This window comes from Dolichospermum flos-aquae CCAP 1403/13F (genome assembly GCF_012516395.1).
Classification (GTDB): domain Bacteria; phylum Cyanobacteriota; class Cyanobacteriia; order Cyanobacteriales; family Nostocaceae; genus Dolichospermum; species Dolichospermum lemmermannii.
In genome coordinates this window covers 3,880,885-3,896,495 of record NZ_CP051206.1, presented here as the reverse complement: position 1 = coordinate 3,896,495, position 15,611 = coordinate 3,880,885, and the positions used below count along the sequence as shown (strand labels likewise).

At 38.0% G+C, this 15,611-nt stretch carries 12 protein-coding genes; 11 read left to right on the top strand and 1 reads right to left on the bottom strand.

The window, feature by feature from the left end; all coding sequences use genetic code 11:
* Positions 1 to 323: 323 nt before the first annotated feature.
* A complete protein-coding gene (locus HGD76_RS18750; RefSeq protein WP_168696662.1) occupies positions 324 to 872 on the bottom strand; it encodes a pentapeptide repeat-containing protein in 549 nt (182 codons plus the stop codon).
* Positions 873 to 1,069: 197 nt separating this feature from the next.
* Here HGD76_RS18750 and HGD76_RS18745 point away from each other — a divergent pair, with 197 nt between their 5' ends.
* From HGD76_RS18745 to HGD76_RS18695, 11 genes are all read left to right on the top strand, one after another.
* Entirely contained in the window at positions 1,070 to 1,687 is a 618-nt protein-coding gene (locus tag HGD76_RS18745; protein ID WP_168696661.1) for a hypothetical protein, read from the top strand.
* 304 nt (positions 1,688 to 1,991) lie between these two features.
* Complete coding sequence (locus HGD76_RS18740) at positions 1,992 to 2,132, top strand: hypothetical protein (protein WP_015083525.1); 141 nt, start codon at positions 1,992 to 1,994, stop codon at positions 2,130 to 2,132.
* Between the two features lie 133 nt (positions 2,133 to 2,265).
* A complete protein-coding gene (locus HGD76_RS18735; protein WP_168696660.1) occupies positions 2,266 to 5,133 on the top strand; it encodes a glycerol-3-phosphate acyltransferase in 2,868 nt (955 codons plus the stop codon).
* A 390-nt stretch (positions 5,134 to 5,523) separates the two neighbouring features.
* A complete protein-coding gene (locus HGD76_RS18730) occupies positions 5,524 to 5,661 on the top strand; it encodes a hypothetical protein (RefSeq protein WP_168204368.1) in 138 nt (45 codons plus the stop codon).
* 11 nt (positions 5,662 to 5,672) lie between these two features.
* Complete coding sequence (locus HGD76_RS18725; protein WP_168696659.1) at positions 5,673 to 6,818, top strand: hypothetical protein; 1,146 nt, start codon at positions 5,673 to 5,675, stop codon at positions 6,816 to 6,818.
* A 502-nt stretch (positions 6,819 to 7,320) separates the two neighbouring features.
* Entirely contained in the window at positions 7,321 to 8,571 is a 1,251-nt protein-coding gene (locus tag HGD76_RS18720) for an ABC transporter substrate-binding protein (protein ID WP_168696658.1), read from the top strand.
* Positions 8,572 to 8,637: 66 nt separating this feature from the next.
* Positions 8,638 to 9,540 carry a carbohydrate ABC transporter permease gene (locus HGD76_RS18715; protein ID WP_168696657.1) on the top strand — a complete coding sequence of 301 codons (903 nt, stop codon included), beginning with the start codon at positions 8,638 to 8,640 and terminating at the stop codon, positions 9,538 to 9,540.
* Positions 9,537 to 10,373, top strand: coding sequence for a carbohydrate ABC transporter permease (locus HGD76_RS18710; RefSeq protein ID WP_174783090.1), 837 nt, complete (start codon positions 9,537 to 9,539; stop codon positions 10,371 to 10,373). Before HGD76_RS18715 ends, HGD76_RS18710 begins: the two co-directional genes overlap by 4 nt.
* Before the next feature lie 618 nt (positions 10,374 to 10,991).
* Complete coding sequence (locus HGD76_RS18705) at positions 10,992 to 12,374, top strand: CmpA/NrtA family ABC transporter substrate-binding protein (RefSeq protein WP_168696656.1); 1,383 nt, start codon at positions 10,992 to 10,994, stop codon at positions 12,372 to 12,374.
* A 120-nt stretch (positions 12,375 to 12,494) separates the two neighbouring features.
* Complete coding sequence (ntrB, locus tag HGD76_RS18700) at positions 12,495 to 13,334, top strand: nitrate ABC transporter permease (RefSeq protein WP_168696655.1); 840 nt, start codon at positions 12,495 to 12,497, stop codon at positions 13,332 to 13,334.
* Positions 13,335 to 13,533: 199 nt separating this feature from the next.
* A complete protein-coding gene (locus tag HGD76_RS18695) occupies positions 13,534 to 15,537 on the top strand; it encodes an ABC transporter ATP-binding/substrate-binding protein (protein ID WP_168696654.1) in 2,004 nt (667 codons plus the stop codon).
* Positions 15,538 to 15,611 lie beyond the last annotated feature (74 nt).

Here is a 15,611-nt window from a genome sequence, read left to right as displayed (position 1 = left end):
TGATTGTAGCCAATAAAAGTGACAGAAGCCCTAATAATGTCCGCCCTCGCGGACATTTTACTTATTAAAAATTCTTGTCAGCTTTTTACAGGCATTTTTAGATAAATGAATCACATTTTTAGATCTCACGCAGAGGCGCGGAGGCAGAAAGGAGATAGGAAGAAGGTAAGACAAAAATTGAAGTGTTATTTAAATAAATTAAAAATCTCAAATAATACAAATTATGATCACATAAAAGGCGAGTAACCCCGCCTATGTTAATCTATTTATTTCATGCTTTTTTCAAATTGGTGTTATATTGATTTTGCCAGGTTGTCAAAATATCAATAACTACCAGCCCAAGTTATCCATTTATGAGATAAACCTATATGCAAAATTTCTCCAGTTATCTCAAGTTCAGTTATGATAGTTGTTGTTAAATCAACGCCCATTAATTCGGCTTCATTGATATTACTATCAATTAAATTGGCTTTATGGAGATTTGCACCGGTCAAGTCAGCACCACTCATTTCTGCTTGACTAAGGTTTGCACCTACCAAGTTTGCTGAAGTTAAATTTGCAGTTCGCAAATCAGCACGACTCAGGTTAGTTTTTTTGAGGCTGACTCTGGTTAAATCAGCACCAATTAAGTTGACTTCACTTAAGTTTGCATTTTCTAAATTTGCTCTACTTAAATCAGCATTAGTTAAATTTGCTCTACTAAGATTACAATCGCTTAAATTTGCCCTACTAAGATCAGCACCGCTTAAATCTGCTGCTTCTAAATTTATTCCTCTCAAATCAACATGATTTAACTTAGCTTGGTGCAGATTTATGCCAGAGAAATTCCTTTCTCCTGATTTATATGACTTCAGGAGTTTTCTAGTGTCCATTATTCCACCTCTTTATATTTACAGGTGAGTTATTACACTTCCCAAACCACAAACAATTACTTGAGTTTCTAGCGACTAAAATTATTAGCTAAAAATCGTATATTCATTATACTCTAATTAAGAAGCTAATTAAATCAACGTTAGAATTTAGTTAGGTTATAAAAAAACATAGCAATACTTACATCAATAATACTTTTATGACAGCTAATTTAATATCTCATTCCCCTTCTGACTTTATCACCTCCTTATCCCATACTGCTACTGCGTACCGAGAAGGAAATCAAGTTCCCTCGGCTGAAGTAATCGTAAATGCGTTGCTGGAAGCGGAAAAAACCGCAAAGCTACAAAAGTTAAATTACCCTTTTGAATCTCTGGGTGGTAAATGGCGACTTTGTTTTGCTACTGGGACTAAAAAAGTTAGAAACCGGGGCGGAATTATTTTAGGTAAGGGTTGGTATGTCCCGAAATTGACGAAAATTCATCTTTGTTTTAGTAGCACAGAAGAACAGACTTTAGGAAAGGGGGAAATTGCTAATCAAGTCCAATTGGGAGGGATTTTATTGAAACTCACAGGACCAATAAAATATTTAGGAAAAAAGAATTTATTGGCTTTTGATTTTACCCAAATGCAAATTAGTTTATTTAATTGGATGTTTGTCAATAAACAAATTCGCTCTGGTAAAGTTGAAAGTGGGAATTTTGATGACCAACCTATAGCTAAATTACCTTTTTTTGCTTTCTTTCTAATTACCGAAAACTTGATTGCTGCCCGTGGTCGTGGTGGTGGTTTAGCACTTTGGATTAAGGATAATTAATCTTTTCGGCAATAAAGAACCCCTCCCCGCTTGCGAGGAGGGGGCTATGATTTAGTTTATTAAATTCGGTAAAAAGTAGATAAATCAAATTTTAATTTATGAAACTTCTCAATTTCTCTATAGAGAAAGAAATAAACACTAATTCTCATGGTCACAGCACAAACAATTAAAAAATAAATCCGCTATTACCTGCTGTAGCCAAGCTGAAAAAAAATCGTAATGAGAATTTAACACCATCTGGCAACAGAAGGATTAAAATCAGAACGGACAGATTAGCCCTGTAATCAAGGAGGCTTAGAAAACAATGTCCGATTTAAATCGCGGAATTATGAAATTTGAAGGTGCAGATTCACCTAAACTAATTACCATTTCCACTGTGGTACTTTTAGGATCAATTGCTGGACTGATTCTATGGGCGCTTACTGGTGCTTATGCACTAGGATAGATTCCGAGAATAACAATTCAGGACACTAGCAAGTAAGACTACCATTGCTCTCTAGTGTCCTATATAGTAAATAGCTATTTTTGTTAACAACAAACTGAGAAATTTCCGCTCTAAAATTTTAGATTATAAAATAATGATTAATTTTTTTGGGATCTTAATTATTTTAATTTTTTGTCCACTGTTAGGGGCAATACCGCTCATTTCCTGGATTACTTATGCCCTGAGTGGTAAAAAATTAGCCAATATGGGGACAGGAAATATTAGCGTTGCAGCGGCATTTTATCACGGTGGTAAATTAGCAGGAAGCATCTGTGTCGTCTCTGAAGCCGTCAAGGGCGTTGCTGTTGTCACAATTGCCCAATATTGTTTTCCTTCACAACCATTCTCCGAAATTATCGCTTTAATTGCCTTGGTTATCGGTAGATACGTGGCTACTAAAGGGGCAGGAACAACAAACGTCGCTTGGGGATTGCTGGCACATGATCCTTTGGTAGCTGCCTTTGTTAGCTTACTTGCAGCTATTGGCTTTTTGATTACTCGCTCTAAAGAAACAATTAAATTAGGGGTATTAGTCATATTTCCCCTATTTGTGGGGATTGTCCATTCCCAGGATATAGCCAGAATTATCGCTGCTTTTGCCTTGTCGGCATTAATTTACTGGATTTATAACCAAATTCCTGATGATTTAAATCTCCCAGTTGAGGAAGCAAATCCAGAATCTCAACCAATGATGGCATATTTAAATCATGAGGAGAAGATTATTACTTTAGATGATGACTTAGATGGGGAAGTCGTAGGAGCTAAATCTGCAACATTATCCCAACTTAAACGTTGGGGTTATGCAGTTCCGAAAGGTTGGGTATTATCTCCTGATGATGATCCCACACCTTTAATTGATTTTCTGCAACCATCACAACTTTCACCTTTAGTAGTGCGTTCTTCTGCCATTGGGGAAGACTCACAACAGGCATCAGCCGCGGGACAGTATGAAACAATTTTAAATGTGATCAGTAAGGCAGAACTGCGACAAGCGATCGCTCAAGTCCAAGCCTCCTATAATCATCCCAGTGCCGTCGAATATCGCCGTCGCAGCAGATCAGAAGATGCGGCAATGGGGGTACTCATTCAGCAACAAATCCAAAGCGTATTCTCTGGCGTAGCTTTTAGCCGAGATCCTATTTCTCAACAGGGTGAGGGTGTAGTTATCGAAGCTGTATCTGGTAGTCCTACGCAAATCGTATCGGGAAAAGTGACACCAGAACAATATCTAGTCGTGGTTGCTGGTGATGAAAAATTGTCTTGTCTGCAATTTGAAGGCAATGGGAAAGTTCCCCAAGCATTAATTAAGCAAGTTGCATACCTAGCCCGTCGTTTAGAAAGACGTTATTTGGGTATTCCCCAAGACATTGAATGGAGTTATGATGGTCAAAATCTGTGGGTATTACAGGCAAGACCAATCACTACGCTTTTACCCTTATGGACAAGGAAAATCGCCGCTGAGGTAATTCCGGGAGTTATTCACCCCTTAACTTGGTCTATTAATTCTCCTTTAACCTGTGGTGTGTGGGGAGAAATTTTTAGTATAGTTTTGGGTGATCGTGCTAAACGCTTAGATTTTGCCACAACAGCAACATTGCATTATTCTAGAGCCTATTTTAATGCTTCCTTGTTAGGAGAAATCTTTTTAGAAATGGGATTACCTCCAGAAAGTCTGGAATTTCTGACTAGAGGTGCAAGTATGAGTAAACCTGCTCTAAATTCCACTTTAGCTAATTTACCAGGACTAACAAAGTTACTCAAGCGGGAAATTGATTTAGACAAAGATTTTAAATCGGATTATCGCCAAGTTTTCATTCCGGGATTAACCCAATTATCAAATGTCGTCATTGCCGAATTATCACTAGATCAATTATTAACTAGAATAGATTTAATTCTCAACTTATTGCATCGGGGAACTTACTACAGTATTTTAGCCCCTTTGAGTGCAGCTATTCGCCAAGCGGTTTTGGGGGCAAAGACAGAGGAAATTGATAATAGTGTCACCCCAGAGATAGCATCATTAAGAGCTATGCGTCTTCTGGCTGCGGATGCTAAACAAATCTTAATAGCTGGTAACTATGATTTTAAACCAGAACAAGTATTTGCACAATTGGCAGAAACGCCCGCAGGGGAAAGAATTTTAGATGAAATTGACGAATTGATTGAGGATTATGGTTATTTAAGTGAAGTCGGTACAGATATTTCTGTTCCCACTTGGCGAGAAAATCCCCAAATAGTTAGACAATTATTTATCCAGTTATTACAAGCACCTGAATTGCCAAATTTAGATGATTCCCGTCCCGAACAGGCAAATTTAGTGCAAAAACGAGTTGATCTGAAAGGACGGGTAACGGAAGTTTATTCTCGCTTGTTAGCTGAATTGCGGTGGACATTTTTGGCTTTGGAACAGATTTGGCTTGAGTCTAGGGTATTAACACAATTAGGAGATATTTTCTTTCTCCAGTTAGATGAAATTCGTGATTTAGTGATTAATTCAGATGTAGCTTTTAGGAATCATTTATTGGCATTAGTCGAAAAAAGGCGATCGCAATTTCTCCAAGATAGCCAAATTACGCAAATTCCCGCCGTAGTTTACGGTTATAATCCTCCTCACCCCATTGCCCCGGTAATTGATCCCTCTGACAACATTTTATTAGGTATTCCTGCCAGTCAAGGACAAATTCAAGGACGGGTGAAAGTAGTCCGAACTTTGCAAGAAGCCCATGATATTGATAAAAACACCATCCTTGTAGTTCCTTACACAGATTCCGGTTGGGCCCCTATCCTCGTGCAAGCTGGGGGTTTAATTGCTGAAGCTGGGGGTAAACTTTCTCACGGGGCAATTATCGCCCGTGAATACGGTATTCCTGCTGTTATGGATGTGCGTGGTGCGACGTATCTGCTGCAAGATGGTCAGGAAGTTCGCATTGATGGCTATAAGGGGACGGTGGAAATACAATAGTCTAAAGCAACACCAGCATAAGCTTCTTTGTGTACTTCTGGGCGATAAAGGCAACTTGACGAGGGTTGGTCATGGAATATCAGGTGATTTAGTTCAGAGTTGTCATTATACCTGCCAACATAAGTTCAAGGAGCAAATACTTAGAGTGCGTTAGTAGTAGTGTAAAGCACCAAGTGATGCCGGAAAACTGATGAAACATGAACTGATGTTATACAGAGGATAACGTAATGCAGTGCCATATCTCGGAGATTCTTCACTTCGTTCAGAATGAGAATTTTAACCCGTTTTTAGTATACGAACAGTATTGATTGCTAGTGGTAGTTTTTGCTTTTCCAATAAGCAGACAATATTGTATACTTGACAATACATAGTCTATTTAACATCATATATATGCTAGAAAAGCAATTGGTTGAATTTGAGCTAGAAAATGGCGGTAAATTCTTAGTGGAAATTGAGGAATCAGAAGATACATCTCTTGCTACGGAGAGAGTCGCTTTACCATCTAGTAGTCTGTCAAATAAATTTTGACGGATAAGGGAATGAACCACGAAGGCACGAAGAACACGAAGGAAGAAGGAAAGAAGAAAAATCTATTTACCCGTCAATTAGTTCTTGACAGACTACTAGGCGAGAAACGCAGTGTACCAGGATTTATAGATTGTATGTCAACTGAAAATTACTTTCAAACCTTTAGAAGTGCGCTTGCTCGCATTTATAATAAAAACTGTAAAGTTGTTGGCGCTGATTTTTTAGTGAATCAGTACCATCTTCTTACCTTCCGGATCTTTGGCTTTCCCCAAGAACATGATCTTGGTGTCTGGGCTAATGATGAACTGCTTGATGCCCAAGCTACTCACTCGATACAAATAGAAGCCATTAAAGTTCCTAGATATCAGATTGAGCTTGGTTTTAGTGATTCTCCTGCGTGGGATAAACCATTACAGGGAGTTGTGGGTATGGCTGTACCCGCAGAGAAAAAACGACAGGGAGTCAAAGCGGCATTTAGGATGCCTACAACTGTGTTAAATAGTGAACTGTTTGAGACCCAAGCTACTCGCTCGATCCAGATAGAAGCCATTAAAGTTCCTGGATATCAGATTGAGCTTGGTTTTAGTGGTTCTCCTGTGTGGGATAAACCATTACAGGGAGTTGTGGGTATGGCTGTACCCGCAGAGAAAAAGCGAGAAGGAGTCAAAGCGGCATTTGGGATGCCTACAACTGTGTTAAATAGTGAACTGCTTGATGCCCAAGCTACTCGCTCGATCCAGATAGAAGCCATTAAAGTTCCTGGATATCAGATTGAGCTTGGTTTTAGTGGTTCTCCTGTGTGGGATAAACCATTACAGGAAGTTGTGGGTATGGCTGTACCCGCAGAGAAAAAGCGAAAGGGAGTCAAAGCGGCATTTAGGATGCCTATAACTGTGTTAGTGGAAACTGGGGATTTTTCAAATCAAGCCATGCAGCAAAAACCAATAAATTCTTCTCGTTCTTTTAATCGAGTACAAGAAATTAAAGTCAGGGAATTGGAAAAACGTTTCGCAATTTTAGAAATTGATTATGAAGCAGTTTATAACCAATTGAATGAAACACTAGATGCTGAATTTAAAAATAAAATACAGCTAAAACTGAAGAGAATTGAGCAAGAGATGAATGATGTCTTTGGAGAGTTAAAAATGGTCGGATAAAAATTTTATTACAAAAGTCCGCCAATAAGCGACCTTAAGTATAAAATTCATCCAACAGGTTTTGATTTAATGAAGGAGTTTTAGCCCAGACAACACAACCCATATCAGTTACAGATATTGCCAATTTCCTAAATACTGATGAATATGATGTTGAGGAATTATTAGAAAATTGGGTAGAATTTTTAGTCTAAGAAAATAGATCAGAAAATACTTACTACAGCTTCTATCATTTTAGTTTCCGTGATTTCATTAACAAAATATAGAACTCAAACCCATCCCATAGAGAGATGATCCATACCAGCATTTGAAATAAATTATAACCGTATGTACTCAAATAACATACATCTTAAATCCCCTCGTCGCTTGCGGGGAGGTGGGGTTTTTGTATTTAAATCTGGTAGGTTGGTTTGAAGTTAGGAAACCCAACATTTACGGACTTTTGTTGGGTTGTCTCTTAACCGAACAGTATTGACATCAATTCTGAATTCATCTCAATTAAATTGTGAGAAAAAAGAGATTATTTAACTTTTTAGGATTGGTAATAATAATAGCGATCGCTATTATTAGTTATCACAATTGGCCATTACCAAAACCACCCCCATTCATTACCGTTAAACTCAGCGGTTGGACAGGAAATCCTCTAGAACAAAGACTTTTAAAACAGGTAATTGAAGACTTTGAAAAGCAGCATCCCCAGATCAAAGTCAAATATGAAGCGATTTCTGATCAATATATGGATGTAATTAAAACCCGCTTAGTAGGAGAAGCTGCACCAGATGTATTTTATCTCGACGCACTAGAAGCCCCTTTCTTAATGGGTCAGAATGTCCTAGAACCCCTTGATAAATACATTAAACCCAAATTTGACCTCACAGATATAGAACCCAACTTACTCAATAATTTTACCTACCAAAATCGTATTTATGGTTTACCTAAAGACTATTCCACCTTAGCCCTATTTTATAACAAACAAGCATTTAATCAAGTGGGTTTAACCAGTCCTCCCACTACCTGGGAACAACTCCGCAGCTATTCAAAACAATTAACAGGCAAACTCAATAAATATGGCTTTGGTGAAATTCCTGAATTAGCCCGTCAAGCATACAAAATTACAGCTTTTGGAGGGGAAATTATTGATAAAAATGGTTATGCTACCTTTGCAAATAATCCAGGATTACAAGGTTTAGAATTAGTAATTAACCAATATCAAAAAGATCGATCTTCCGCCCAAAAATCTGATGTCGGCACAAATTCCGGGAGTGAAATGTTTGGACAAAATAAAGTAGCAATGGTAATTGAGGGGAATTGGGCAATTCCCTATTTACAAGAAACCTTTCCCAAACTAGAATTTGCCACAGCAGAAATACCAGAAATTAATAATCAAAAATCCACAATGGTTTTTACTGTTGCTTATGTCATGAATAAACAAGCACCCCATAAAAAAGAAGCTTGGGAACTCATTTCTTTTCTAACAGGTAAAGAAGGCATGAAAAAATGGACAGGTAAAGGATTTGCATTACCAGCCCGTAAATCAGTGGCACAACAGTTAGGTTATGATCAAGACCCTCTGAGATCATCATTAGTAGCAGGAGTTAATTATGCGACACCCTGGCAATTAGGTAAAAATCCTGCCGCAATTATCAACAATTTTGATAATCAATTTATTAGTGTTTTACTAGGACAACAACCATTAAAACAGGCAATGTTAAAGGCACAAGATGCAGCAAACCAACAAATTAAGGCAGATATGTAGGGTTCTCTAATTTTCCTCTTCCTTTCTTCCTTTGCGCCTCTGCGACTTTGCGTGAGATATAAAAATGTGTTTCATTTACCCGAAAATCGCTGTAATAGACAAATCAGAGAAAATTTTACAGCTTATTTATTCATAACTCCCAGTATTTTAGTTTTAGGCACATTTGTAATTTTGCCTATTCTCTATGCTGTATTTCTCTCCCTACACAAAGTACAAATGTTGGGAGGGATTAATTACCATTTTTTCGGTTTGGGTAATTTCCAAAGATTGCTAACAGATGAAAGAGTGGGAATTGCTTTGAAAAATACCGCAGAATATGTGGCTATTGTTGTTCCCACCCAAACTATTTTGGCTTTATGTTTAGCTGTGACACTCAATTCTGGCATTCGCGGCAAAAATTGGTGGCGGATTCTTTACTTTTTACCGACAGTTACATCTTCAGCAGTTTTGACACTAATTTTTATGTGGATTTATAACACAAATGGACTATTAAACAATTTTTTGGCTTTTCTCAACCTGCCTATTTATAATTGGTTGGGAGATCCATCTGTTGCCTTGAAAGGGATTATGATCATGAATATTTGGTCAACAGCACCGTTTTTTATGGTGATTTATTTAGCAGCTTTACAGGATATTCCCCAAACTCTTTATGAAGCAGCAGAACTTGATGGTGCTAATAATTGGGAACAGTTTATTTATATTACTTTGCCTTTATTGCAACCTGTGACTTTCTTTGTCATGGCTATGGGAATAATTGGGACTTTTCAATTATTTGATCAGTCTTATATATTTTCTGGAGGGACAGGTGGACCAAATAACGCTACTCTCACCTTAGTCCTGCTGATTTATCAAACCGTATTTCGGAATTTACAAATGGGATATGGTGCAGCAATTGCCTTTTTACTAGCATTTGTAATTATTATCCTCACATTAATTCAGAGGCAATTTTTTGGAGGTTATAAAATTTGAATAAAATCTTTGGTAGTTTCTGGTTGAAAGTGCTGTTATATATCTTCCTCACAGTTTATGGAATTATTACCGTAATTCCTTTTCTCTGGGCATTTTCTGCATCATTTAAGCCTCTATCCGAGATTATTAGCGGTGAATTTAATTTTATCCCCAAACATTTTACTCTCGATAATTACAAACAAATATTTCTGCAAGAACCTTTATTTTGGCGGTGGTTATTTAATAGTGTGATTATTGGTGTTACTGTCACAATTTTAAACTTGCTATTTAACTCAATGGCAGGTTATGCCCTCGCAAGATTGCATTTTCGGGGTAAACAGTGCTGGTTTTTCCTGATTTTGACCGTGTTAGTAGTGCCAGCGCAAATTACCCTGATTCCCACATTTTTAATTTTAAAAGCCATCGGTTGGCTAAATTCATACCCAGGGATGATTGTTCCGAGTATGGTCAATGCTACTTTCATTTTTATGATGCGGCAGTTTTTTGTCAACTTCCCTAGAGAACTAGAAGAAGCTGGACAATTGGATGGTTTAAATGCCTGGGGAATTTTTAGGTATATAGTTTTACCTTTAGCTAAACCAGCATTAGCCGCACAAGCGGTTTTTGTCTTTATGGGTAGTTGGAATAATTTTTTACTCCCTGTAGTGATTCTCTTTGACCCAGAAATGTTTACTTTACCTTTAGGACTAAATACATTTAAAGGTCAATATATCAGCTATTGGAACTACATTATGGCAGCTTCAATGGTGTTTACTCTGCCAGGTTTAGCTATTTATGCTTTCTTTAACCGCTACTTAATTCAAGGTGTTACCTTTACCGGTGGTAAAGGTTGAAAATACAGCAAAATTCCAGAGACTGCACAGAATCATGAAATCCATTAATTAATTAATTAATCCCTTCTTATCTGCGTTTATCTGCGTTTAAATATTTTTTAAGTCTGCTGTATCAATCCTAATTTATAAAAAATGGTTATCATCAAATTCATCTATGAATGAAGAGTTTATTTAATAGTTAACATCAAAATTATCTATTCATGTCCTTTTTCTGTAATTAACTAAACCCAAGATTACGGAAACCATAGATTAGAAATAATCATTATCATTGATTAAACAATATATATTAGAAACTTTCCACAAAATTAAGCCCAAACTATAAGTTTTTACTTATGTATCCAATATAATATTTATTTAATAATTCGACTTGAGAATTGATCACTTTGATCAGAAACACTGTAAACTGGATTTTACTAGCTGAGTGATGCCTCTTGTTCATACTAGGTTAAGAAACTAAACCATGTTTATCACAAAGTATACAAACTAACTTTTTTACATAAAAAGCTAATTTTGAATGCCTAGATATAACTAGGAATTTCAATAGTAAAGCAAAGAAATAAATTCTTTGTCTAAATTTTCATGTTTAAAAAATAAATTCTTTCACCAGGGAGATGTTTCATGTCTGAATTTTTTAACCAAATTTCTCGCCGTAAGTTCATCGTCACGGCTGGAGTTTCAGCCAGTGCAGTATTACTTAAAGGCTGTCTAGGAAACCCACCAGAAGCAGGTAAAACTGGTAGTACATCTACACAACTTGCTACACAACCAACAGTTAATATTAGTGATGCCCAAAAACCAGAAATCACAAAAGCCAAATTAGGATATATTCCCATTATTGAATCTGCACCTTTAATTATTGCTTTAGAAAAAGGATTTTTTGCTAAACATGGCATGAGTAATGTAGAACTTTCTAAACAAGCTTCTTGGGGTTCAGCAAGGGATAACGTAGAAATTGGTTCTGCTGGTGGTGGTATTGATGGTGGTCAATGGCAAATGCCAATGCCACACTTAATTACAGAGGGTAAAATTACCAAAGGTAATAAGCCCATTCCCATGTATGTTCTTGCCCAGTTAGTTACTCATGGTAATGCAATTGCGATCGCCAACAAACATCTAGGGAAAGGAATTAGTTTAAAACTTGATACGGCTAAACCCTTATTAGCCCAACTCAAAGCCTCCACACCATTTACCGCAGCGTTTACATTCCCCCACGTTAACCAAGACTTATGGATTCGCTACTGGTTATCAGCTAGTGGAATTGACCCGGATGCAGATGTCAAATTATTAACAGTACCAGCGGCGCAAACCGTCGCTAACATGAAAACCGGCACAATGGACGCTTTCAGCACCGGCGACCCCTGGCCGTTCCGCCTCGTTAACGACAAAATCGGCTTCATGGCGGCATTAACAGCCGAAATTTGGAAAAATCACCCCGAAGAATATTTTGCCATGAGAGGCGATTGGGTTGACCAAAATCCCAAAGCCACAAAAGCCTTATTAAAAGGTGTCATGGAAGCCCAACAATGGTTAGATAACTTTGATAACCGCAAAGAAGCAGCAGAAATTCTCGCCGTTAAAAAGTATTTTGGTTTATCGTCTCCAGAAATTCTGGCGAAACCCTTCCAAGGTCAATATGACATGGGTGATGGTCGTAAAATTGATGATAAAACTATGGCTGCTTATTACTGGAAAGACGGTAAAGGTAGTGTTTCTTATCCTTACCAAAGTCATGATTTATGGTTCATCACTGAAAACGTCCGTTGGGGATTCTTACCCAAAGATTATATAGAAAATGGTGCAACCAAAGCTAAAGAATTAATCAAAAAAGTGAACCGCGAAGATATTTGGAAAGAAGCAGCTAAAGAATTAGGAATACCTGCGGCTGATATTCCCACCAGTACATCTCGTGGAGTTGAAGAATTTTTTGATGGAGTCAAATTCGACCCGGAGAAACCAGAAGAATATCTCAAGAGTTTGAAAATTAAAAAAGTCAGCGTTTAATAGATAAATATATCTAAAAAGTAGAGATGTTCCCTAGAAAGTCTCTACACGGGTTTAAAAAATGCAGATTTAACTTTCACAAAATACCCATTAACCATTCATAAATTTGAGGGAAAATCCATGACCATAGCCCAAAAACGTGCCACAAGTCCTAAATTAGAGAATAAATTTTTATCAGGTTTACAAAAACAACTTCCTGAACTTATCCCCCCAGCCATTGCGTTATTTATCTTTCTAGTCATTTGGCAAGTATTTTCTTGGACTCCAGGGGCAACATTACCAGGACCAATCCAAGTTATTCAAGACACTTGGATCTTGATTTTGTATCCCTTTTACGATAAAGGAGGCACTGATAAAGGGCTTTTTTGGCAAATCTGGGCTAGTCTCCAACGGGTTGCTATTAGTTATACACTAGCGGCAATTGTCGGTATTGCCTTGGGTGTTTTGATTGGTGTTAATAAAACCATGTCAAAAGCTTTAGATCCTTTGTTTCAGTTATTAAGAACAGTCCCTCCTTTAGCTTGGGTGCCTATTTCCTTAGCAGCATTACGCCAAAATGAACCAGCCGCATTATTCGTAATTTTCATTACCGCAATTTGGCCGATTCTTATTAATACTGCGGTGGGTGTCACTCAAATTCCTCAAGACTATAACAACGTTGCTAAAGTTCTCCAACTTTCTAAAAAAGAGTATTTCCTTAACATCTTAATTCCTTCAGCATTACCCTACATTTTCACAGGTTTAAGAATTGCGATTGGTTTAGCTTGGTTAGCGATTATTGCCGCAGAAATCGTGATGTCAGGTATTGTGGGAATTGGCTTTTTCATCTGGGATGCTTATCAAAATAATAACGTTAGTGAAGTTATTTTAGCTCTAGTTTATATCGGTGTTGTGGGTTTAATCCTCGATAAATTAATGGCTTGGTTACAAAACTGGATTTTACCAGCAGAACAAAAATAGTCAAAAATCATTGGTCATTAGTCAGTGGTCATTAGTTAATAGCAAAGAAATAACAACGAACAACTGACAACTGTACGGGCGAAGCATTTGGAGAACTATTTTTTGCAATGACCGATAATTTATCTTCCAAATGCTTCGCCCCTACTGACAACTGACAAATAACCCATTACCCATTACCCATTACCCATTACCAAATAATATGTCTATATTTGTTGGCGTTGACCAAGTTGATAAAGTTTTTGAATTAACCGGTGGGGGACAATATATCGCCCTCAAGGGTATTGATCTTCAAATTAAAAAAGGCGAATTTGTTTCTCTTATCGGTCACTCAGGTTGTGGAAAATCTACCCTTCTAAACATGATTGCTGGTTTAGATTTAGCAACAGAAGGTTTAGTTACTTTAGAAGGACAAAGAATTAAAAAACCTGGACCTGATAGAATGGTAGTATTTCAAAACTATTCGCTTTTACCTTGGCGAACAGTGAGAGAAAATATTGCCTTAGCAGTAGATTCCGTATTAAATGGGATGCCCGCAGCGGAACGCAAAGCGATTATTGACAGACATATAGATATGGTCGGTTTGCGTCCCCATGCTGATAAACAACCAGGAATGTTATCAGGTGGACAAAAACAACGAGTTGCGATCGCTCGTGCCTTGGCAATTCGTCCTAAACTATTACTATTAGATGAACCCTTCGGTGCTTTAGATGCCCTAACTCGCGGGAATTTGCAAGAACAATTAATGCAAATTTGTGAAGAGAATCAAGTTACCGCAGTCATGGTGACACACGACGTAGACGAAGCGGTTTTGTTATCTGACAGAATTGTCATGTTAACCAACGGACCAGAATCGAAAATTGGCGACATTTTAGAAGTAGATATTCCTCGTCCTCGCAAACGCATGGAAGTAGTAAAACATCCCAGTTACTACAGTTTGCGAAGTGAAATGATTTACTTCCTCAACCAACAAAAACGCATCAAGAAAATTCGGGCGAGAAAAACTGCTGCGGTGGTTCGTCATGGTTTAGAAAAAGTTAATTTAGAAATTGGCTTCTTACCTATCACAGCTTGCGCCCCCCTGGCGATCGCCAAAGAAAAAGGCTTTTTCATCAAACATGGTCTGGATGAGGTTAATTTAGTCCGGGAAAGCAGTTGGAGAGGAATTGTAGACGGGATGACAGGGGGATATTTAGATGCGGCACAAATGCCCTCAGGTATGCCCATGTGGTTAAGTTTAGGAGGAAATAAAAACCAACCTTTACCAGTTGTCACCGCCCTGACAATGACCCGCAACGGTAACGCCATCACCTTAGCCAAACGCTTTTATGATGAAGGTGTACATAGCTTATCTGACTTCAAAAATTATCTCCTAAAAACCCGCGAACAAACACACAGAATGGGAGTAGTTCATCCCGCATCCATGCACAACCTATTACTACGTTATTGGTTAGCAGCAGGTGGAATTGACCCCGACAGTGATGTGGTTATGAAAAATATCCCTCCTGCTCAAATGGTAGTAGATTTAAAAGGTGGAACTATTGACGGTTATTCTGTAGGTGAACCTTGGAATTATCGGGCAGCAGTTGAAGGTTCAGGCTTTACCATAGCCACAGATTTAGAAGTTTGGTTAGGACACCCTGGTAAAGTTCTAGGAGTACGAGAAGATTGGGCAGAAACTTATCCGAATACCCATATTGCCTTAACCAAAGCCTTATTAGAAGCTTGCCAATATTGTGCAGATCTTGCCAACGCCCAAGAAATTCGCCAAATTTTAGCAAGTCAGGAATATGTCAGCACAGATATTGAATATATCCAACTGGAAAACCCCGGTAGTGATAGTTGTGACTTAAATCATCCCATGCGGGAATATGCCCATCACCAATTTTATTCCGAGTCTGCCATTAATCGCCCCAGTCGGACCGAACAAATTTGGATTATGACTCAATTAGCGCGGTGGGGTGACACTCCCTTCCCCAGAAACTGGGTAGAAATCGTTGAAAGAGTTTGTCGAGTCCGCGTTTTCAGTACCGCAGCCAGAGAACTAGGTTTAGATATCAGTTACACCCGTCAACCCATTCAATTATTTGATGGTAAACCCTTCAACGCCGATGATCCAATTGCCTATCTTAACGACCTAGAAATCAAACGCGACTTCTCCATAGCCGAAGTCATTCTAGATGCCCCCAGAAGAACCGCAGCTTAAAAAAACCCTTTCTTCCTTTTTCTCGTTCCCATACTCTGTATAGGAATGAATTAGGGAAGGCTCTGCCTTCATTT

What these genes read in the sequence shown, in the direction of transcription:
- HGD76_RS18750 (WP_168696662.1), bottom strand. Translation starts at nt 872, where the DNA reads ATGGACACTAGAAAACTCCTGAAGTCATATAAATCAGGAGAAAGGAAT.
- HGD76_RS18745 (WP_168696661.1), top strand. Translation starts at nt 1,070, where the DNA reads ATGACAGCTAATTTAATATCTCATTCCCCTTCTGACTTTATCACCTCC.
- HGD76_RS18740 (WP_015083525.1), top strand. Translation starts at nt 1,992, where the DNA reads ATGTCCGATTTAAATCGCGGAATTATGAAATTTGAAGGTGCAGATTCA.
- HGD76_RS18735 (WP_168696660.1), top strand. Translation starts at nt 2,266, where the DNA reads ATGATTAATTTTTTTGGGATCTTAATTATTTTAATTTTTTGTCCACTG.
- HGD76_RS18730 (WP_168204368.1), top strand. Translation starts at nt 5,524, where the DNA reads ATGCTAGAAAAGCAATTGGTTGAATTTGAGCTAGAAAATGGCGGTAAA.
- HGD76_RS18725 (WP_168696659.1), top strand. Translation starts at nt 5,673, where the DNA reads ATGAACCACGAAGGCACGAAGAACACGAAGGAAGAAGGAAAGAAGAAA.
- HGD76_RS18705 (WP_168696656.1), top strand. Translation starts at nt 10,992, where the DNA reads ATGTCTGAATTTTTTAACCAAATTTCTCGCCGTAAGTTCATCGTCACG.
- ntrB (WP_168696655.1), top strand. Translation starts at nt 12,495, where the DNA reads ATGACCATAGCCCAAAAACGTGCCACAAGTCCTAAATTAGAGAATAAA.
- HGD76_RS18695 (WP_168696654.1), top strand. Translation starts at nt 13,534, where the DNA reads ATGTCTATATTTGTTGGCGTTGACCAAGTTGATAAAGTTTTTGAATTA.